The sequence below is a fragment of the Erwinia pyri genome, assembly GCF_030758455.1.
GTDB classification, from domain to species: Bacteria; Pseudomonadota; Gammaproteobacteria; order Enterobacterales; family Enterobacteriaceae; genus Erwinia; species Erwinia pyri.
The window spans coordinates 3969672-3989911 of record NZ_CP132353.1 but is presented as its reverse complement, the minus strand read 5'-3'; the positions used below and the strand labels follow the sequence as shown (position 1 = coordinate 3989911).

Below are 20240 nucleotides of genomic sequence, written 5' to 3'. Positions count from 1 at the left end.
GCGTGTCTGCTATGAGTGGTGGAGAACATCTTCGGCACTGGTTTTCTGCAGTGCGATAGCCAGCGTCTGGCCAAGGCGCGTGACGGTTTCTGGCGTCAGGCTCTCGGCCAGCTTAACCCGATCTTTGGCGAACAGGTTGATCACCGTCGATCCCAGCTTGAAACGGCCCATTTCCTGGCCTTTAAGCAGCACCACCGACTCTTCTGATTCAGCACCCGGCCAGCTCCAGCGTTTGATTACGCCTTCACGCGGCGGCGTTACGGTGCCGGCCCAGACGGTTTCAATGCTGCCAACGATGGTTGCACCCACCAGAATCTGCGCCATCGGCCCAAATTCGGTATCAAACAGGCAGATAACGCGTTCGTTACGGGCAAACAGGTTTGGAATATTCTGTGCCGTCAGCGGGTTAACCGAATAGAGATCGCCAGGCACGTAGATCATTTCACGCAGGATGCCGTTGCAGGGCATATGCACACGGTGATAATCCCGCGGTGCCAGGTAAATGGTCACAAACTCGCCGTCGCGGAACATCTCGGTCATGGCCGCGTTACCCGCCAGCAGCGCTTCCAGCGAATAGGTATGCCCCTTCGCCTGGAAAATCTGGTCGCCTTCAATATGACCACACTGGCTGATCGCGCCGTCGGCAGGCAGCACCAGCAAATTCGGATCGGTTTCAATCGGTCTGGCTTCATCGCGCAGTGGGCGGACAAAGAAGTCGTTAAAGGTGCGGTAGCTTGCTGTATCTGGTTTCTGAGCCTCTTTCATATCGACTTTATAGAACCAGACGAAGGTATCGATAACCGCTTTAGTCAACCAGCCTGCGCGTTTTCCTGCGCCCCAGCCGGCGAGTTCAGTCAGGCCTTTTTTAGGTAAAACAGCGTTCAGGCCGAGTTTAAGACGATCCAACACAGTAGCCTCCTGGCTTGCTCAGACAAATAGAGAAACGGGGCGGATTGTAACAGCGCCCTGGTGATTAGGCTATGGTGCCCGCCCGCTGATTGCAGGCGGGCCAGTATCAGTCACTGTTTTCTGAGAAACTACGCCGTGTTTTCAGTTGCATATCAGACATGCTATCCAGAATCCGGTGGTAGCTTTCAAAGCGTGCTTCAGCGATTTCGCCTTTTTCTACGGCTTCACGAATGGCACAGCCCGGATCGTTATCATGTTTACAATCACGGAATTTACAGTGGCCTAAATACTCCCGGAATTCGACAAATCCCCGGGTGATTTGTTCCGGCTCAAGATGCCATAAACCGAATTCACGAACGCCTGGGGAGTCGATCACATCGCCGCCGTGCGGGAAATGATAGAGGCGAGAGGCGGTGGTGGTATGTTGGCCCAGGCCGGAAACGTCTGATACGTCGTTGGTCAGGATCTCATTGGTGCCCAGCTCCAGGCCCAGCAGGGTGTTCAGCAGGCTTGATTTACCCACGCCAGACTGCCCGGCAAAGATGCTGATTCGTCCGGTCAGGGCAGCTTCCAGCTCTTCCAGACCGTTTTTTTGATGGCTGGAAACCATCAGCACGCGGTAGCCAATGTTCCGGTAGATCTCCATCTGCTTATCAACGAACTCACGGCCTTTATCATCCAGCAGATCCGTTTTGTTCAGCACCAGCAGCGGCTCCACGTCGAGCGTTTCACTGGCTATCAGATAGCGATCTATGATGTTCAGCGACAGCTCGGGCAGGATTGCAGAGACAATAATAATCTGATTGAGATTGGCGGCAATCGGCTTTACGCCATCATAAAAATCGGGGCGCGTCAGGACCGAGGTGCGCTCATGGACGGCCTCTACAATACCTTTTACGGTTGCGCCGCCTTGCACACCCGGGCGCCAGAGCACGCGGTCGCCGGTCACCAGTGAACGAATGGTCCGGCGGATGTTGCAGCGGTGCACTGAACCATCCGCATCTTCCACATCAGCGTGCATGCCAAAACGGCTAATGACCACACCGTCCCGCGCTTCGCCAAACAGGCTGTCATCGGGTTCTGGTTTATCCGCACGCTGTTTAAGACGGCGGTCGTGGTTGGCACTCACGCGACGTTGCTGACCTTTGGACAGTTTGTTTTTACTCACTCTTCCTCACACGGTTTGGCAGGCTTCGCCCTGACAGGGCAAAACGTTTATGATACACCCTAATGTTTGATGATATAAGCCACGGTGAGGATCCCTATGCCTGCAAATGCCAGTAACCTGATTTGGATTGACCTTGAAATGACCGGGCTGGACCCGGAACAGGATCGTATTATTGAGATTGCCACCCTGGTAACCGATGCCGATCTCAATATCCTGGCGGAGGGCCCGGTCTTTGCGGTTCATCAGTCCGATGCTCAGCTTGCGCTGATGGATGAGTGGAATGTAAACACACATACCAACAGCGGCCTGGTCGAGCGCGTTAAGGCGAGCCAGTATGATGACCGTGCGGCAGAGCTGGCGACCATCGAATTTTTGAAAGAGTGGGTACCTGCCAACAGTTCACCTATTTGTGGCAACAGCATCGGCCAGGATCGCCGCTTCCTGTTTAAATACATGCCGGAACTGGAAGCTTACTTCCACTACCGTTACCTTGACGTCAGCACGCTGAAAGAGCTGGCACGCCGCTGGAAGCCCGCTATTTTGCCTGGTTTTAAAAAGCAGGGCACCCATCAGGCGATGGATGATATTCGTGAATCGGTAGCGGAACTGGCCTATTACCGCGAACATTTTATCCAGCTGTAAACCAGACTGCCTGTCGTTGCTGATTAAATTGCCACTTTGTTGATTTAATCAGCAGTCGAGCGAAAAAGAGAAATTTTTTCCGTTAACAGGCTTGCGGCAGGTCTGTTTTCTCGTATAATGCGCACCCCGTACCGAGACAGTTTTTACTCGTTACGCAGAGCGGGAATAGCTCAGTTGGTAGAGCACGACCTTGCCAAGGTCGGGGTCGCGAGTTCGAGTCTCGTTTCCCGCTCCAAATTGATTTTGTAGTATCGCAGTAAGCACCCAAGCGGGAATAGCTCAGTTGGTAGAGCACGACCTTGCCAAGGTCGGGGTCGCGAGTTCGAGTCTCGTTTCCCGCTCCAAATGTTTTTGCAGTCCGTCACCAGATATCTAAGCGGGAATAGCTCAGTTGGTAGAGCACGACCTTGCCAAGGTCGGGGTCGCGAGTTCGAGTCTCGTTTCCCGCTCCAAAACATCACCTCTCTTTCTACAGACGATTTATCCACAGCGATAAGCCGCCTGCGCTTCGCTTTTCATCAACCTTTGCAAAAGTTCTTTAACAGAGTTATCCACAAGTTAATCCTGCCTGTAACGCGTTCTGCTAAGTCGTAAATGTTTGCGTTTATTATGTAATTCTCTGTTTTTACTGCTTATATTAATATTTCAAATTGTTATCCGGATCGCTTGTGCTTTCTGTGACAATTGAATGACAACGGGTTTTTATTTTTATACACAGCGTGTGGACAACTTTAGCCACAATCCGGCTGTACACTTATGCATCGCGTGTTAATCCTTTTTCTACTGCCCTTACCAGCCTTTTCTGCTGTCCATTTATCTCTATGGCATTTTCACTGCGGCGGACTAGCTGCTGGTTAAGCGCCCAGCGAATATGTTCATCCAGCATCGCATTTTCCCCCAGCCTGGCTTCCAGCGCGGCAACATTTTCTGCCGACCAGGGGGCATTCCCTAACGCCACTGCAATGTTGCGCAACCAGCGCAGGTGACCAATACGCCGGATGGCTGAGCCCTCCGTTATCCGCAGGAATTTTGCCTCATCCCAGGCGAACAGCTCCGTCAGCGGCGGGGCGTGCAGGACAGCACGCGGGCTGAAGTCCTCTTCATCGGTCAACTGACCATAGCGATTCCAGGGACAGATCAGCTGGCAGTCATCGCAGCCGTAGATCCTGTTACCTATCAGCGGCCTGAACTCTTCAGGGATTGCGCCCTCCAACTCAATGGTCAGATAGGAAATACAGCGCCTGGCGTCAACCTTATAGGGTTCGACAATGGCATTGGTGGGGCAGATAGTCAGGCAGGCGACGCAGCGCCCACACTGCTCTTCCTGCGGTTGATCCACGGGCAGCGGCAGATCGATCAGCAGCTCACCGAGGAAAAACCACGATCCCGCTTCACGGTTGAGAATCAGCGAATGTTTGCCTGTCCAGCCCAGCCCCGCTTTGGCCGCCAGCGGCCTTTCCAGAACCGGTGCGGAGTCCACGAAAGGGCGGAACTGCGCTTCTGAACAGCGCTCGCGGATCAAGTCTCCGAGCTTTTTCAGTCGATTGCGTAATACTTTGTGGTAATCGCGCCCGAGAGCATAGCGGCTGACATAGCCCAGCTGAGGGTTTTTCAGGGTGCTGGCGAAGGCCGCTTTGGCGGGAAGATAATTCATCCGCACGCTGATGACCCGCAGCGTGCCGGGCAGCAGTTCATGGGGACGGGCGCGCATCATGCCGTGACGCGCCATCCACGCCATCTCGCCATGATACTGGTTGTCCAGCCAGGCCTGCAGGCGCGGCTCTTCAGGGCTTAAATCGGTATCACAGATACCTACTTGCTGAAAGCCGAGTTCCTGCCCCCACTGTTTAATATCCCGGGCAAGTTGATGGAGATCGAGAGGATGCGACATGACTAACCTAAACCAACAAATTAACCCTACCAGTTTACCCTATTCTGTCTGGCCTGTAGAGGCGATGGCTCAGCTTGAGCAGGAAGCCGCAGATGCGCTGGGCTTAACGCTGTTTGAACTGATGCAGCGGGCAGGGGAAGCGGCTTTTGCCACGCTGCGCAAACAGTGGCCCGATAGCCGTCACTGGTTGATTTTGTGCGGGCACGGTAATAACGGCGGCGATGGGTTTGTCATCGCCAGACTCGCCCAGTCGGCGGGACTCTCCGTCACGGTAATCGCCTGCGAAGGCAGCAAACCGTTGCCTGAAGAAGCGGCACAGGCACGGGATGCCTGGCTGGCGGCAGGCGGCATCATTCACGATCCGGCGACGGCATGGCCGGAAAAGGTGGATGTGATTGTTGATGCGTTGCTGGGAACCGGGTTGAACCGGCCGCCAAAAACGCCTTACGCCGAACTGATCGATAAAGCGAATGCGCATCGGGCCGATGTTTTTGCCGTAGATATTCCTTCAGGGTTAGTAGCCGCTAACGGTACAGCCCCTGGCGCGGTAATCTCCGCCACGCATACATTGACATTTATAGCCCTGAAGCCGGGCTTGCTGACGGGTAAAGCGCGCGACTATATCGGTCAACTGCATTTTCACGCCCTGAGCCTCGACAGCTGGCTTGCCGGGCAGGAGGCGCCTCTCGCACGTTTTGATGCCTCCTCGCTTTCAGGGTGGTTGCAGCCCCGCAAGCCCACCTCGCATAAAGGCGATCATGGCAAGCTGGTGATTATTGGCGGCGATCACGGCACCGCTGGCGCCATTCGCATGACCGGAGAGGCGGCGCTGCGAGCCGGAGCTGGATTAGTGCGAGTACTTACTCACAAAGACAATATTACGCCGCTGCTGACGGCGCGGCCCGAACTGATGGTGCAGGAATTAACCGCTCAGGCCATTGACGAATCGCTGGAGTGGGCGGACGTGATCGTCATCGGTCCCGGCCTGGGTCAGGGTGAATGGGGGAAAAAAGCGCTGCAAAAGGTGGAAAATTCTCAGAAACCGATGCTTTGGGACGCAGATGCGCTTAACCTGCTGGCAATCAGACCCGATAAACGTCAAAATCGGATAATTACCCCCCATCCGGGTGAAGCGGCTCGCTTACTGAACGTTAAGACCAGTAAAATCGAGAGTGACCGCTTACATTCAGCCAGAGAATTGGCAAATCGCTTCGGTGGTGTAGTGGTACTGAAAGGTGCCGGTACTCTTATCGCCAGTGAAAGCGGTGAGATGGCGTTTGCCGATGTGGGGAATGCAGGCATGGCTTCCGGCGGTATGGGAGATGTATTGTCAGGTATCATTGGCAGCTTGCTGGGGCAAAAGCTCTCACTGTTCGATGCCGCCTGTGCAGGATGCGTAGCCCACGGTGCGGCGGCTGAAGCGGTTTCGGCCCGCTATGGCACGAGGGGAATGGTGGCGACCGATCTTTTTTCCGAGCTGTATCTTTTTGTTAATCCAGAGATTCTGAATAAATAAGCATGAAGACCTGTGTAATCGCATTGCCCGATGAGGCTGCAACCCTCGCTTTAGGTGCCACTCTGGCCCGTGCCAGTCAGGGCGCGGTGACCCTCTATCTGTATGGCGACCTGGGTGCCGGAAAAACCACCTTCAGCCGCGGTTTTCTGCAGGCGTCAGGTCATAAGGGCAACGTCAAAAGTCCTACCTATACGCTGGTGGAACCCTATCTTCTGCCCGACCGGCAGATTTACCACTTCGATCTCTATCGCCTGGCCGATCCGGAAGAGCTGGAGTTTATGGGCATTCGCGACTATTTCACCGGCGAAAGCATCTGCCTGGTAGAGTGGCCGCAACAGGGTGCCGGCTTCCTGCCCGTGCCGGATATTGAGTTATCCCTGAGCTATCAGGGCAGCGCGCGTCAGGCGGAACTCATCGCCTGCAGCGCCGTTGGGGAAAAGATGGTCCAGCAAGTTGCGTCGGAAAAGGATTGGCGATGAGATTGCGCATGAAGTTTGGTTTGGTACTGGCGCTTTTACTGTCAACTTTCAGCACGCTTGCAGCCAATTTATCCGATATCCAGGTCTCCAACGGTGATAACAAAGCGACCGTCACGCTGAGTTTCAGCGGACAGCCCATCTATGGCTTTTTTCCGCTGCACAATCCGGATCGGGTAGTGCTGGATATTCGTCAGAGCGGCGTGGTGAAAGGGCTGCCGCTGAGCTTCAGCGGCGAGAACATCGTTAAGCGCATCCGCTCCAGCCAGCCCAAGGATAATCAAAGTATCCGGCTGGTGTTTGAGCTGACGCAGTCGGGCAAAACCCGGGCCGTCACGCAGCGTAACGGCAATAACTACAACGTGGTGTTCACTATCAACGGCACTAAATCCGCCACGTCATCAACCCGTAGCACGGCTGAAGTGAGCAGCGCTTCCCGAAGCGCCCCCTCTTCCCCGAAAGAGAATCCTTTTAAAGCCAATCCTGTGACAACCGTTACCAGCGGCAATCAGGTTGTGGCGCCTGGCAGAACGCCTCGCTCGGTCAATGAGCAGGTAATTGTGGCGATTGATGCCGGTCATGGCGGTCAGGATCCCGGTGCGATTGGCGCAGGTGGCCTGAAAGAGAAGAATGTGACCATCGCCATTGCCCGCAAGCTGAAGGCGTTGCTGAACGCTGATCCGATGTTCAAAGGCGTAATGACCCGCGACGGCGACTACTTTATTTCGGTCATGGGACGTTCGGACGTTGCGCGCAAGCAGAATGCCAACGTCCTGGTCTCGGTGCATGCCGATGCCGCGCCTAACCGCAGCGCCTCTGGCGCCTCTGTCTGGGTGCTCTCTAACCGGCGTGCCAACAGTGAGATGGCGGGCTGGCTGGAACAGCATGAAAAGCAGTCTGAGCTACTGGGCGGGGCGGGAGACCTGCTGGCGAACAGCCAGGCAGATCCTTACCTCAGCCAGGCGGTACTGGACCTGCAGTTCGGCCACTCGCAGCGGGTTGGCTATGATGTCGCTGTAAAGGTCATTGCGCAGCTGCAGCGCGTGGGATCGCTCCATAAGCGTCGGCCGGAACATGCCAGCCTGGGCGTTCTTCGCTCGCCGGATATTCCCTCTCTGCTGGTGGAAACCGGCTTTATCAGTAATCCTTCGGAGGAGCGACTGCTCGGCAGTAGCGCATACCAGCAGAAGATTGCCGAGTCGATTTACAAAGGACTCCGCAACTACTTCCTGGCGCACCCGCTGCAATCTATCCCAAAGGAGGAAAACCGTCCCTTGCAGTCCGCAACGGCGGTTAATGTTGAACCCAATCCGGCACCCGAATCGACCCAATACACTGGGGCGACTCAGCGCCATGTGGTAAAACGGGGAGAGACGCTTTCCGGCATCGCCGCGCACTATGGCGTGAGTATGTCGACGTTGCGCTCACTCAATACCCTGAAGCGCGATGTAGTCTGGATCGGGCAGCGGCTGAAAGTCCCGGCGGGCGGCAGCGTCGCGAAGTCGCCGGCGCGGCATAAAGTGGTGCGTGGCGACTCGCTCACCGCCATTGCCGCCCACTATGGCGTCAGCCCAAAGGCGATACAGCAGGCGAATAAAATGAAGTCGCAAAACGTTATGCTGGGGCAGACGCTGACTATCCCAGCCTCGTAAAACTGGCGGCAGTGTCTTGTTCCCCAACGTTTGCAGGCCGTTCGGGCAATTTCATTCATCACAAGGATTTAACTATGCCGATTCAGGTGTTGCCTCCTCAGCTTGCTAACCAGATAGCCGCTGGTGAAGTGGTGGAGCGGCCAGCGTCGGTAGTTAAAGAGCTGGTGGAAAATAGTCTGGACGCTGGTGCCACGCGCATCGATATCGAAATTGATAAAGGTGGCGCGAAGCTGATCCGCATCCGCGACAACGGCAGCGGTATTGGTAAAGATGAGCTGTCGATGGCTCTTGCGCGTCACGCCACCAGCAAAATCACCACGCTGGACGATCTCGAAGCGATTACCAGCCTGGGGTTCCGGGGTGAGGCGCTGGCCAGTATCAGTTCAGTATCAAGGCTTACGCTCACCTCGCGCACAGAGGCGCAGGCGGAAGCGTGGCAAGCCTATGCCGAAGGCCGGGAGATGGCGGTGACGTTGAAGCCCGCGGCCCACCCGGTAGGAACCACGCTGGAGGTGCTGGATCTCTTCTACAACACGCCAGCCCGGCGCAAATTTATGCGCACCGAGAAAACTGAATTCACCCACATAGATGAAATTATCCGCCGTATTGCGCTGGCGCGGTTTGATGTCGCCTTTTCACTGACCCACAACGGGAAATTGATCCGCCAGTATCGCGGCGTGAAAGAGAGCAGCCAGCGTGAACGCAGGCTTGGCGCAATATGCGGGACGGGTTTCCTGGCGCATGCGTTGGCGATTGAGTGGCAGCATGGCGATCTGAGCCTGCGGGGCTGGGTGGCTGACCCTGTGGGATCGCGCACTATTACCGATCTGCAATATTGCTATGTGAATGGCCGGATGATGCGCGATCGGTTGATCAACCATGCCATCCGCCAGGCCTATCAGGACAAGCTGGGAGAGAATCACCAGCCCGCCTATGTGCTCTATCTGGAAATCGATCCGCATCAGGTAGACGTGAACGTCCATCCCGCCAAGCATGAAGTACGTTTTCATCAATCGCGGCTGGTGCACGACTTTATCTATCAGGGGGTGGTGAGCGTGCTGCAGGAGACGGGCGCGCCCGCCAGCCAGACAGAGGATCCTGCCCGCTGGCAGCCTGAAAATCGTCAGGCAGCGGGCGGAAACCATTTCGCCGCTCCGGCCCCGGACAACAGGTCAGGACAGGGCGAGAGTTCAGGCCCTTATGTGCAAGGCAGTTCCGTTGCACATGGCGCCTCTTCTGTTTCGGACAGGCGCCCTGCAACTGGCGCTTCATCAGGTACAGGTGGAAGCGCAAAGGCGGGCGCCGCTTCTCCTCACTGGCAGCGTCAGGAGCCGGCCTACCAGAAAAGGGAAGGAAAAGCGTATCAGCAGCTCCTGCAAACCCCGGAAAGCTCCAAAGCTAAAGAGCCTCTGCCTGAAAGCGCGCGGGAGACGCCGCTCAGCGCCCACAGCCAGAGCTTTGGCCGCGTGCTGACCGTGCTCAGAGAGTCCTATGCCGTGGTTGAGGCGCAGGAGCGGCTGGCACTGATCAATCTGCCGGTGGCGGAGCGCTGGTTGAAGCAGGCGCAGCTGGAACCAGGCGTGGAGGGGCTTAAACCGCAGCCGCTGCTGATTCCGGTACGGCTGAAGATGGAGAAGCCGGAGCGGGAAGCGATAGGCCAGCATGCCGATTTATTAGTGAGAATGGGGATCGATCTGCAGACCGATTCGCATCATGTGACGCTTCGCGCCGTACCTTTACCATTACGCCAACAAAATTTACAAAACTTGATTCCAGACCTGTTAGGCTATCTCGCCCGGCAGCAGGATGCGTCGGCAACGCAGGTGGCGCAATGGTTGGCGCGCCACGCTGTGGCAGAGCATCCACACTGGAATCACTCGCAGGCGATTGCTCTGCTGGCTGAAGTTGAAAGACTCTGCCCGCAGTTACTGAAATCGCCACCTTCTGGTTTTTTACAGCACATCGATACAGAACTGGCGATGAACGCCCTGAAGCATGAGTGAAACATCCAAGGCTGGCCGGCCAAAGGCAATTTTTTTGATGGGGCCAACGGCTTCCGGTAAAACCGCGCTGGCGATTGCATTACGCCAGCAGCTGCCGGTTGAGTTAATCAGCGTCGATTCCGCTCTGATTTATCGCGGAATGGATATTGGTACTGCCAAACCTTCCGCTGAGGAACTGGCGTTGGCACCCCATCGTTTGCTGGACATCCGCGACCCTTCTGAGGCCTATTCCGCCGCAGAGTTTCGTCGGGATGCGCTGGCAGAAATGGCGGAGATTACCCAAAGCGGTCGTATTCCGTTGCTTGTTGGTGGCACCATGCTCTATTACAAGGCTTTGCTGGAAGGATTATCGCCGTTGCCCCCGGCGGATCCGGAAGTGCGTCAGCGTATTGAGCAGCAGGCGAATGAACGGGGATGGGATGCCCTTCATCGTCAATTATGTGAGATAGATCCCGTTGCTGGAAATCGTATTCATCCGAATGATCCCCAGAGACTCTCGCGAGCACTGGAAGTTTTTTTTATTTCGGGTAAAACTTTAACGGAACTGACTAAAACCGCTGGCGAAGCGCTGCCCTATGATGTTGTACAGTTCGCGATTGCTCCACAGCAGCGCGAAGTGATCCATCAACGTATTGAGCTGCGTTTTCAGCAGATGTTGGCGTCGGGGTTTGAAGCGGAGGCTCGGGCGTTATACGCACGAGGTGATTTGCATACGGACATGCCTTCCATTCGTTGTGTGGGTTATCGCCAGATGTGGTCATATTTAGCGGGCGAAATCACTTACGATGACATGGTTTATCGGGGAATTTGTGCGACCCGGCAGCTGGCTAAGCGACAGATAACCTGGTTGCGCGGCTGGAAGGATGTTCACTGGCTGGATAGCGAACAACCGGAAGCCGCGCACGACACCCTGTTACAGGTTCTTAGTGCGAAGCCTGGGTGATTGTGTACAATTAGTGCATTATCTTGCGCAAATTTTTACGCAGTATTTCAGAGCGTTCATGCTCTTAAGTAGTAAACAACAAGCATATAAGGAAAAGATAGAATGGCTAAGGGGCAATCATTGCAAGATCCGTTCTTAAACGCGCTGCGTCGTGAACGTGTTCCGGTTTCGATTTATTTGGTGAATGGCATCAAACTTCAGGGTCAGATCGAGTCGTTTGATCAATTTGTAATTTTATTAAAGAACACGGTTAGCCAGATGGTGTACAAGCACGCTATCTCTACTGTTGTCCCGTCCCGCCCGGTCTCCCATCATAGCAACAATACGGGTGGCGGAAGCAGCAACTATCATCATGGCAGCACCCAGGGGGCTTCTACTCAGCCTCAGCAAGAGAGCGACGACGCAGAGTAATTACTGCGCTTCCATGACGGGGGCACCTCTTTAACCAGGTTCCCCGTCCTGGCAGTCCGCCCGAAAGGTTCTTCGCTGACAAGCGAGGACGTATCGCGCAAAAAACGCCGTCTGCAGAGCAGGCGCGCATTTAAAATCTGATATTCACGCAGTATGGCCATCCGTGTAGCAGGTTTAACAAGGTTCTGAGAGGTTTTAAGTTTGTTTGACCGTTATGATGCCGGTGAGCAGGCCGTACTGGTACACATCTATTTTTCCCAAGACCGGGATATGGAAGATTTGCAGGAATTCGAAACCCTGGTCTCTTCTGCGGGTGTCGAAGCGCTGCGAGTCGTAACCGGTAGCCGAAAAGCGCCCCATCCAAAATATTTCGTCGGTGAAGGAAAGGCAGTTGAAATTGCAGAGGCGGTAAAAGCCAGCGGTGCATCGGTGGTGCTGTTCGATCACGCCCTGAGCCCGGCCCAGGAACGAAACCTGGAAGCCCTTTGTGAATGCCGCGTCATCGACCGAACAGGTCTGATCCTGGATATCTTTGCCCAACGCGCCCGTACCCATGAAGGTAAACTGCAGGTGGAGCTGGCACAGCTTCGCCATCTGGCTACGCGTCTTGTGCGTGGCTGGACTCACCTTGAACGCCAGAAAGGCGGGATTGGTCTGCGCGGTCCGGGTGAAACGCAGCTGGAAACTGACCGTCGCTTACTGCGCAACCGTATCACGCTGATTCTCTCGCGCCTTGAGCGCGTGGCGAAACAGCGCGAACAGGGGCGTCAGGCGCGTAATAAGGCCGATGTGCCTACCGTGTCACTGGTGGGGTATACCAACGCCGGAAAATCCACGCTGTTTAATCGCCTGACCTCCGCTGAGGTCTATGTCGCTGACCAGCTGTTTGCCACGCTGGATCCCACGCTGCGGCGCATTGACGTCGGGGATGTGGGCGAAGTGGTGCTGGCGGATACCGTTGGGTTTATTCGTCATCTGCCGCATGACCTGGTGGCGGCATTTAAAGCCACGCTGCAGGAAACGCGCGAAGCAACGCTCCTGATTCACGTGATTGATGCTTCTGACCTGCGTGTTGATGAGAATATTGAAGCCGTTGAAGAGGTGTTGGAAGAGATCGAATCCAATGAGATCCCGACGCTTCAGGTGATGAATAAGATCGATATGCTCGAGGAGTTTGTGCCGAGAATCGATCGCGATGAAGAGAATTTACCGGTCCGCGTCTGGCTTTCCGCCCAGACGGGAGAGGGGATTTCGCTACTGTTCCAGGCGCTGACCGAGCGGCTGGCGGGCGAAATCGCGCAGTATGATTTGCGTCTGCCGCCAGAAGCCGGGCGGTTACGCAGCCGTTTTTATCAGCTTCAGGCGATAGAAAAAGAGTGGACCGAAGACGATGGTAGCGTAAGTTTACAGATACGCATGCCAATCGTTGACTGGCACCGCCTGTGCAAACAGGAACCGGCGCTGGTGGATTACATTGTTTGACTGATTTTGCCTGACACGCGTATCCCGGCCTTGGGATACCACCGCACACACAATTATATGGAGTATAAACATGGCGTGGAATCAGCCCGGGAATAACGGACAGGACCGCGACCCGTGGGGAAGCAGCAATAATCAAGGCGGCAACTCTGGGGGAAATAAGGGAGGGCGCGATAAGGGGCCTCCTGATTTGGATGATATTTTTCGCAAGCTGAGCAAAAAGCTTGGCGGTTTTGGCGGTGGTAAAAACGATAACAGCGGCGGACAACCTGGTCCGAATCGCAGTGGTCGTCTGATTGGTATTGTCGTGGTTGCGGCGGTAGTGATTTGGGCCGGTAGCGGTTTCTACACCATCAAAGAAGCGGAACGCGGTGTGGTCACACGCTTCGGTAAATTCAGTCATCTGGTTGAGCCTGGTCTTAACTGGAAACCGACCTTTATCGATCAGGTCCGTGCGGTAAACGTGGAGGCGGTGCGCGAGCTGTCGGCTTCCGGCACTATGTTGACCTCTGATGAAAACGTTGTACGCGTTGAAATGAACGTGCAGTACCGCGTCACTAACCCAGAGCGCTACCTGTTTGCGGTAACCAGCGCGGATGACAGTCTGCGTCAGGCAACGGACAGCGCGCTGCGTGGCGTGATTGGCCGTTCAACCATGGACCGCATTCTCACCGAAGGGCGTACCGTGGTGCGTAGCGACACCCAGCGCGAGCTGGAAGAGACTATCCGTCCTTACGATATGGGCATCACGCTGCTGGACGTTAACTTCCAGACAGCACGCCCACCGGAAGATGTGAAGGCGTCGTTTGATGATGCCATCGCTGCGCGTGAAAACCGCGAGCAGTCCGTTCGTGAGGCTGAGGCCTATGCCAATGACAAACTGCCACGCGCACGTGGTGATGCGCAGGGAATTTTAGAAAAAGCCCGAGCTTATAAAGCGCGCGTAACGCTGGAAGCTCAGGGGGAAGTGGACAGCTTTGCCCGCATCCTGCCGGAATATAAGGCCGCACCGCAGATTACCCGTGAACGTCTCTATATCGAGACCATGGAGCGCGTGCTGGGTCATACCCGCAAGATTCTGGTCAATGATAAAGGCAACAGCCTGATGGTGCTGCCACTGGATCAGATCATGCGTGGTCAGTCTGGCGGAACCACGAGTAATAACCGGGACGGCGGCACCAGCTTGCTGCGCATGCCACCGGCGAGCAGTAACGATCGCGCCACCGGCAGTTCGTCGTTCAGCCCGGACGACATCATGGATCAGCGCCGGGTGAATGCTCAGCGTAACGATACCCAGCGCGAAGGGAGAGAGTAAGCGATGCGTAAGCCATTAATCGTTGTATTGATTGTTGTGCTGGTGGTGCTTTACGCGTCACTGTTTGTGGTGCAGGAAGGCCAGCGCGGCATTGTGATGCGTTTCGGCAAGGTTCTGCGTGATGATGAAAACAAACCGCTGGTCTATGCGCCAGGTCTGCACTTCAAGATCCCGTTCCTGGAATCTGTAAAGTCGCTGGACGCCCGTATTCAGACCATGGATAACCAGGCCGACCGTTTCGTTACCAAAGAGAAGAAAGATCTGATCGTCGATTCCTATATCAAATGGCGTATCAGTGACTTCAGCCGTTACTATCTGGCTACCGGCGGCGGCGACGTCTCTCAGGCGGAAGTGCTGCTGAAGCGTAAGTTCAGTGACCGTTTGCGTTCTGAAATTGGTCGTCTGGACGTGAAGGATATCGTTACTGATTCCCGTGGCCGTCTGACCACCGATGTGCGTGATGCGCTGAATACCGGTAGTGCCGGTCAGGATGATGAGCTGGCGACGCCAGCGGCAGATGATGCCATCGCCTCTGCGGCAGCGCGCGTTGAGCGTGAAACTACCAGTAATGAGCCCGCTCTCAATCCGAACAGCATGGCAGCATTAGGTATTCAGGTTGTGGATGTTCGCATCAAGCAGATCAACCTGCCAACCGAAGTTTCCGATGCTATCTATGCCCGTATGCGTGCTGAGCGTGAATCGGTAGCCCGTAGCCAGCGTGCTCAGGGTGCGGAAGAAGCGGCCAAAGTCAGAGCGCAGGCGGACTATGAAGTGGCGCGTACGCTGGCGGAAGCACGTCGCCAGGCGCTGATCACTCAGGGTGAAGGGGATGCCGAAGCGGCAAAACTGTTTGCTGATGCCTTCAGCCAGGATCCGGACTTCTACGCCTTTATTCGTAGCCTGCGTGCCTACGAAAACAGCTTCAACAGCAACCAGGATGTGATGGTGCTGAGCCCGGACAGCGATTTCTTCCGCTTTATGAAATCGCCCTCTAACGCCACCCGCTAAGAATCTGTTATAAAGCAAGGGGCCGGATTTTTCCGGCCCCTTTTTTATGCTTATCAGCGGAAAACATAATGAACCCAACCATTTGGATGGCGCTGGCCTTAGTGCTGGTTTTAGAAGGTCTGGGCCCGGTACTGCTGCCGCGTATCTGGCGACGGATGATCTTATCGATGGCGCAGTTACCGGACACCCTGCTGCGCCGTTTTGGCGGTGGCCTGGTGGTAGCCGGCGCGGTGATCTACTACATGATCAGCACCCATAGCGGTGGCTAATTGCAGATAAAAAAGTGCGCAATCGTATGCTAAAAGAGCTGAAAGACGGGTTTTACGGTGGTAGAATCCTTTTTTAAGCAATCGGTGATTTTGAGAAATGGGTAAGAACGTCGTCGTACTGGGCACCCAATGGGGTGACGAAGGTAAAGGTAAGATTGTTGACCTCCTGACTGAACGTGCAAAATATGTTGTGCGCTATCAGGGCGGCCATAACGCTGGCCATACGCTAGTCATCAACGGTGAGAAAACCGTCCTCCATTTAATTCCATCAGGCATTCTGCGTGAAAACGTGACCAGCATCATCGGCAACGGTGTGGTGCTCTCTCCGGCTGCGCTGATGAAAGAGATGAAAGGTCTGGAAGATCGCGGCTTCCCGGTACGTGAACGTCTGTTTATTTCTGAAGCCTGTCCTTTGATCCTGGAATATCACGTAGCGCTGGACGTAGCGCGTGAAAAAGCGCGTGGCGCGAAAGCGATCGGCACCACCGGTCGTGGTATCGGCCCTGCTTACGAAGATAAAGTGGCTCGCCGTGGCCTGCGCGTAGGCGACCTCTTCAACAAGGAAACCTTCGCCGCGAAGCTGAAAGAGGTGATGGAATATCACAACTTCCAGCTGGTGAACTACTACAAAGAAGAAGCGGTTGATTACGACAAAGTGCTGAACGATGTGCTGGCTATTGCCGACATCCTGACCGGCATGGTGGTTGACGTTTCTGAACTGCTGGATGGCGCGCGTCAGCGTGGCGATCTGATCATGTTTGAAGGAGCTCAGGGCACGCTGCTGGATATCGACCACGGTACCTATCCCTATGTGACCTCTTCCAACACCACTGCCGGCGGCGTGGCAACGGGTTCAGGCATTGGCCCACGTTATGTGGATTACGTGCTGGGTATCGTTAAAGCCTACTCAACCCGCGTGGGCGCAGGTCCTTTCCCGACGGAGTTATTCGACGAAACTGGCGAATTCCTCTGCGCGCAGGGTAACGAGTTTGGCGCCACCACTGGCCGCCGTCGTCGTACCGGCTGGCTGGATGCAGTGGCCGTACGTCGTGCGGTGCAGATCAACTCCCTTTCTGGCTTCTGCATGACCAAGCTGGACGTGCTGGATGGTCTGAAAGAGGTGAAAATCTGCGTGGCTTACCGTATGCCGGATGGCCGTGAAGTCACGACTACCCCGCTGGCAGCCGAAGGCTGGGAAGGGATCGAGCCAATCTATGAAAGCATGCCGGGCTGGTCTGAAACTACCTTTGGCGTGAAGACGCTGGAAGGCCTGCCACAGGCCGCGCGTGATTACATTAAGCGTGTAGAAGAAGTGACCGGCGTGCCGGTTGATATCATCTCTACCGGTCCGGATCGTAGCGAAACCATGATCCTGCGCGACCCGTTTGACGCATAATGTTAAAAAAGGCCGGGCTTTGCCCGGCCTTACTCTTCCGTCTGCGCTTCCCGCCTTATTTTCTCATTATCAACGCTTGCTTAAATAAAATGGCCTCAAACGCAGAGGCTGGTTTATCATCATTGATAACTCACTCATTTTGAGCGGATTACGGCATCGCTTCTGGCGTCAGCCAGGGCTCTGAGGTTACTGTGCAGCTAACGAGTTTTACCGACTATGGTCTACGTGCGCTGATCTATCTGGCCGCTTTGCCCGCGGGCCAGATGGCCAGTATTACCGAAGTGACAGAAGCCTATGGCGTTTCACGTAATCATATGGTCAAAATCATCAATCAGCTCAGTCGGGCTGGCTATGTTGCGGCGGTACGCGGGAAAAATGGCGGCATCCGCTTAGGTAGACCGGCTGCGGAAATTGTGATTGGTCAGGTGGTACGCGATATGGAACCCCTGCAGATAGTAAACTGTAGCCCCTGTCATATCAGCCCGGCCTGCCGCCTGAAAAAGGCGCTGCACGATGCGGTACAGAGTTTTCTGGCCGTTTTGGATGGCTACACGCTGGCAGATCTGCTGGAAGATAACCATCCGCTCTACAAATTATTGCTGGTTGAACACCCTTCATTCAGCAGTTGATGACAACGGAGGAACCGCTATGTCAAAAGATCCTTTTAAGGAACGGGAAGCTGAAAAATATGATAATCCCATTCCCAGTCGCGAATTTATTCTGGCTCATCTGGATAAACGCGAAAAACCTGCCAGCCGTGAAGAGCTGGCTACAGAACTCTCTATCTCTGGCGAAGAGCAGACTGAAGCCTTACGCCGCCGCCTGCGCGCCATGGAGCGTGATGGCCAGCTGGTCTTCACCCGTCGCCAGTGCTACGCCCTGCCAGAGCGTCTTGATCTGCTGCGCGGAAAGGTAATCGGCCACCGCGACGGCTTTGGCTTCCTGCGAATTGAAGGCAGCAAAGACGATCTCTACCTCTCTGCTGAACAGATGAAAATGTGTATGCATGGCGATGTGATCCTGGCACAGGCCATGGGCGCAGATCGTAAAGGTCGCCGTGAAGCCCGCGTAGTCCGGGTGCTTGAGCCGCGTAATAACCAGATTGTTGGTCGCTACTTCACCGAAGCGGGCGTGGGCTTTGTGGTGCCAGACGACAGCCGCCTGAGCTTTGATATTCTGCTTCCTGCTGAAGATCTGATGGGCGCGCGGATGGGCTATGTGGTGGTGGTGGAGCTGGTTCAGCGTCCGACCCGCCGCAGCAAGGCCGTGGGTAAAGTCGTGGAAGTGCTGGGTGATAATATGGGCACCAGCATGGCGGTAGAAATGGCGCTGCGCACCCACGATATTCCGCACTCCTGGTCTCCCGAGCTGGAAGCGCAGATTGCCAAACTGAAAGAAGAAGTGCCGGAAGAAGCCAAAGCGGGCCGTGTGGATCTGCGCGATCTGCCGCTGGTCACCATTGATGGCGAAGATGCCCGTGACTTTGATGATGCTGTCTTCTGTGAGCGCAAACGCGGCGGCGGCTGGCGTCTGTGGGTGGCGATTGCCGACGTGAGCTATTACGTTCGTCCGGGCACGCCGCTTGATGACGAAGCGGTTAACCGCGGCACCTCAGTGTACTTCCCTTCCCAGGTTGTACCGATGCTGCCTGAAGTGCTCTCAAACGGCCTCTGCTCGCTGAACCCGCAGGTCGATCGCCTCTGTATGGTCTGCGAGATGACCATCTCCGCCACCGGTAAATTAACCGGTTACAAGCATTATGAAGCGGTGATGAACTCCTGGGCGCGTCTGACCTACAACAAAGTGTGGAGCATTCTGCAAGGTGACCAGGAGCTGCGCGAGCAATATCAGCCGCTGGTTAAAGACCTGGAAGAGCTGCACCGCATGTATCTGGTGCTGGAGAAGTCTCGCGAGCAGCGTGGCGGTATCTCGTTTGAAAGCGATGAGGCCAAATTTGTCTTCAACGCCGAGCGCCGTATTGAACGCGTTGAACAGGTTTCCCGCAATGACGCGCACAAGCTGATTGAAGAGTGCATGATCCTGGCGAATATCGCCTCTGCCCGTTATGTTGAGAAAAATAACGAGCCGGCCCTGTTCCGTGACCACGATCGTCCAAGCGAAGAGAACATCAAAAGCTTCCGCTCCGTGCTCAACGAGCTGGGACTGACGCTGGGAGGCGGCAACAAACCGCATCCGCTGGACTACGCCGAGTTGCTGAAGCAGATCTCCAGCCGTACCGATGCAGAGATGCTGCAAACCATGCTGCTGCGCTCGATGAAGCAGGCGGTTTACGACCCGGAAAACCGTGGCCACTTCGGCCTTGCGCTGGCTTCCTATGCGCACTTTACCTCGCCTATCCGTCGCTACCCCGATCTGCTGCTGCATCGCGCCATCAAGTATCTGCTGGCGAAAGAGAACGGCACGCTGCAAGGGAATACCACGCCGACAGGCGGCTTCCACTACGACCTGCCGCAGATGCTGCAGTTAGGCCAGCACTGCTCCATGACCGAGCGCCGTGCAGATGAAGCAACCCGTGACGTGGCCGACTGGCTGAAGTGTGACTTTATGCACGACCACGTGGGTGAAACCTTCTCCGGGGTTATCTCAAGCGTTACCGGCTTTGGCTTCTTTGTTCGCTTAACCGATCTCTTTATCGACGGCCTGGTGCATGTCTCTACGCTGGACAATGATTACTACCGCTTCGATGCGGTAGGGCAGCGTCTGATTGGTGAGTCCGGCGGCAAAACCTATCGCCTGGGCGATACGGTAGAAGTGCGCGTGGAAGCGGTGCATATGGACGAGCGCAAAATTGATTTTGCGATGATCTCAAGCAGCCGTAAACCGCGTGGCGAAGGCAAAACAGAGCGCGACCGTGCCAAGAAAGGCGGCTCCGCTAACAGCGGCAAACGTCGTCAGGCACCGCGAAAAGGCAATTTTGAGCCGGACAGCGCTTTCCGTGAGCCGAAGGCCAATGACGCCAGCGCTGAGGCGGGAGCCAAAAAAGAGAAAAAACCGAGAAAGCCTGCGGACAGAAACCGTAAAAGCACCTCTGGCAGCCGTTCACGCCGTGCGCCAAAGAAAAAAACGGATAATCCGGCCTGAGCATAAGTAGCGCTTAAGCCCTGGCCACAGGGGGCGAGCGTTTCGCGTGCTGTGAGCCAG

The 20240-nt window shown here is 55.4% G+C and carries 17 protein-coding genes and 3 tRNA genes; 17 read left to right on the top strand and 3 right to left on the bottom strand.

All coding sequences use genetic code 11. The annotated features are described in order from the left end of the window. Positions 1–9: 9 nt before the first annotated feature. Positions 10–909, bottom strand: a complete 900-nt coding sequence (gene asd, locus Q3V30_RS18905) for an archaetidylserine decarboxylase (protein WP_306208418.1) — start codon at positions 907–909, stop codon at positions 10–12. Between the two features lie 106 nt (positions 910–1015). Continuing rightward, positions 1016–2077: a small ribosomal subunit biogenesis GTPase RsgA gene (rsgA, locus tag Q3V30_RS18900; RefSeq protein WP_306208416.1), complete on the bottom strand. Its 1062-nt coding sequence runs from the start codon at positions 2075–2077 to the stop codon at positions 1016–1018. 96 nt (positions 2078–2173) lie between these two features. Here rsgA and orn point away from each other — a divergent pair, with 96 nt between their 5' ends. From orn to Q3V30_RS18880, 4 genes are all read left to right on the top strand, one after another. Beyond that, on the top strand, positions 2174–2719 hold the full coding sequence (gene orn / locus Q3V30_RS18895) for an oligoribonuclease (RefSeq protein ID WP_306208414.1): 546 nt from the start codon (positions 2174–2176) through the stop codon (positions 2717–2719). Positions 2720–2878: 159 nt separating this feature from the next. Then, positions 2879–2954 (top strand) — tRNA-Gly (locus Q3V30_RS18890). A 33-nt stretch (positions 2955–2987) separates the two neighbouring features. Further along, positions 2988–3063, top strand: a tRNA-Gly gene (locus tag Q3V30_RS18885). A 32-nt stretch (positions 3064–3095) separates the two neighbouring features. Beyond that, a tRNA-Gly gene (locus Q3V30_RS18880) sits at positions 3096–3171 on the top strand. Between the two features lie 302 nt (positions 3172–3473). On the opposite strand, the gene queG is transcribed toward Q3V30_RS18880, so the two are convergent. After that, a complete protein-coding gene (gene queG, locus Q3V30_RS18875; RefSeq protein WP_306208412.1) occupies positions 3474–4610 on the bottom strand; it encodes a tRNA epoxyqueuosine(34) reductase QueG in 1137 nt (378 codons plus the stop codon). Between queG and nnr the strand changes: the two genes are divergently transcribed. The 13 genes from nnr to rnr all read left to right on the top strand — a co-directional run bounded on the left by nnr (position 4609) and on the right by rnr (position 20180). Then, the gene (gene nnr / locus Q3V30_RS18870; RefSeq protein WP_306208409.1) at positions 4609–6126 is read left to right on the top strand and encodes a bifunctional ADP-dependent NAD(P)H-hydrate dehydratase/NAD(P)H-hydrate epimerase; all 1518 of its coding nucleotides are present in this window, start codon (positions 4609–4611) and stop codon (positions 6124–6126) included. The genes queG and nnr overlap by 2 nt on opposite strands. Positions 6127–6128: 2 nt before the next feature. Next, on the top strand, positions 6129–6605 hold the full coding sequence (gene tsaE, locus Q3V30_RS18865) for a tRNA (adenosine(37)-N6)-threonylcarbamoyltransferase complex ATPase subunit type 1 TsaE (protein ID WP_306208408.1): 477 nt from the start codon (positions 6129–6131) through the stop codon (positions 6603–6605). Next, on the top strand, positions 6602–8254 hold the full coding sequence (gene amiB / locus Q3V30_RS18860; protein WP_428979217.1) for an N-acetylmuramoyl-L-alanine amidase AmiB: 1653 nt from the start codon (positions 6602–6604) through the stop codon (positions 8252–8254). Before tsaE ends, amiB begins: the two co-directional genes overlap by 4 nt. Positions 8255–8328: 74 nt before the next feature. Further along, the gene (mutL, locus tag Q3V30_RS18855) at positions 8329–10257 is read left to right on the top strand and encodes a DNA mismatch repair endonuclease MutL (protein ID WP_306208406.1); all 1929 of its coding nucleotides are present in this window, start codon (positions 8329–8331) and stop codon (positions 10255–10257) included. Further along, positions 10250–11200: a tRNA (adenosine(37)-N6)-dimethylallyltransferase MiaA gene (gene miaA, locus Q3V30_RS18850; RefSeq protein WP_306208404.1), complete on the top strand. Its 951-nt coding sequence runs from the start codon at positions 10250–10252 to the stop codon at positions 11198–11200. The genes mutL and miaA overlap by 8 nt, the downstream gene beginning before the upstream one ends. Positions 11201–11302: 102 nt before the next feature. Continuing rightward, on the top strand, positions 11303–11611 hold the full coding sequence (gene hfq, locus Q3V30_RS18845) for an RNA chaperone Hfq (RefSeq protein ID WP_306208402.1): 309 nt from the start codon (positions 11303–11305) through the stop codon (positions 11609–11611). Between the two features lie 201 nt (positions 11612–11812). Continuing rightward, complete coding sequence (gene hflX, locus Q3V30_RS18840; protein WP_306208400.1) at positions 11813–13093, top strand: ribosome rescue GTPase HflX; 1281 nt, start codon at positions 11813–11815, stop codon at positions 13091–13093. 70 nt (positions 13094–13163) lie between these two features. After that, positions 13164–14405, top strand: coding sequence for an FtsH protease activity modulator HflK (gene hflK, locus Q3V30_RS18835; RefSeq protein ID WP_306208398.1), 1242 nt, complete (start codon positions 13164–13166; stop codon positions 14403–14405). 3 nt (positions 14406–14408) lie between these two features. After that, a complete protein-coding gene (gene hflC / locus Q3V30_RS18830) occupies positions 14409–15413 on the top strand; it encodes a protease modulator HflC (protein WP_306208396.1) in 1005 nt (334 codons plus the stop codon). 68 nt (positions 15414–15481) lie between these two features. Beyond that, a complete protein-coding gene (locus Q3V30_RS18825) occupies positions 15482–15682 on the top strand; it encodes a DUF2065 domain-containing protein (RefSeq protein WP_034891432.1) in 201 nt (66 codons plus the stop codon). A 97-nt stretch (positions 15683–15779) separates the two neighbouring features. Next, positions 15780–17078, top strand: a complete 1299-nt coding sequence (locus Q3V30_RS18820; protein WP_306208393.1) for an adenylosuccinate synthase — start codon at positions 15780–15782, stop codon at positions 17076–17078. A gap of 191 nt (positions 17079–17269) precedes the next feature. Continuing rightward, a complete protein-coding gene (gene nsrR, locus Q3V30_RS18815; RefSeq protein ID WP_306208391.1) occupies positions 17270–17707 on the top strand; it encodes a nitric oxide-sensing transcriptional repressor NsrR in 438 nt (145 codons plus the stop codon). A 19-nt stretch (positions 17708–17726) separates the two neighbouring features. Next, on the top strand, positions 17727–20180 hold the full coding sequence (rnr, locus tag Q3V30_RS18810; RefSeq protein ID WP_306208389.1) for a ribonuclease R: 2454 nt from the start codon (positions 17727–17729) through the stop codon (positions 20178–20180). The last annotated feature ends 60 nt before the right edge of the window (positions 20181–20240 follow it).

Coding starts and splice junctions, on each gene's coding strand:
- amiB (WP_428979217.1), top strand. CDS start 6,602: ATGAGATTGCGCATGAAGTTTGGTTTGGTACTGGCGCTTTTACTGTCA.
- orn (WP_306208414.1), top strand. CDS start 2,174: ATGCCTGCAAATGCCAGTAACCTGATTTGGATTGACCTTGAAATGACC.
- hflK (WP_306208398.1), top strand. CDS start 13,164: ATGGCGTGGAATCAGCCCGGGAATAACGGACAGGACCGCGACCCGTGG.
- mutL (WP_306208406.1), top strand. CDS start 8,329: ATGCCGATTCAGGTGTTGCCTCCTCAGCTTGCTAACCAGATAGCCGCT.
- Q3V30_RS18820 (WP_306208393.1), top strand. CDS start 15,780: ATGGGTAAGAACGTCGTCGTACTGGGCACCCAATGGGGTGACGAAGGT.
- hfq (WP_306208402.1), top strand. CDS start 11,303: ATGGCTAAGGGGCAATCATTGCAAGATCCGTTCTTAAACGCGCTGCGT.
- Q3V30_RS18825 (WP_034891432.1), top strand. CDS start 15,482: ATGAACCCAACCATTTGGATGGCGCTGGCCTTAGTGCTGGTTTTAGAA.
- tsaE (WP_306208408.1), top strand. CDS start 6,129: ATGAAGACCTGTGTAATCGCATTGCCCGATGAGGCTGCAACCCTCGCT.
- nnr (WP_306208409.1), top strand. CDS start 4,609: ATGACTAACCTAAACCAACAAATTAACCCTACCAGTTTACCCTATTCT.
- rnr (WP_306208389.1), top strand. CDS start 17,727: ATGTCAAAAGATCCTTTTAAGGAACGGGAAGCTGAAAAATATGATAAT.
- miaA (WP_306208404.1), top strand. CDS start 10,250: ATGAGTGAAACATCCAAGGCTGGCCGGCCAAAGGCAATTTTTTTGATG.
- queG (WP_306208412.1), bottom strand. CDS start 4,610: ATGTCGCATCCTCTCGATCTCCATCAACTTGCCCGGGATATTAAACAG.
- hflC (WP_306208396.1), top strand. CDS start 14,409: ATGCGTAAGCCATTAATCGTTGTATTGATTGTTGTGCTGGTGGTGCTT.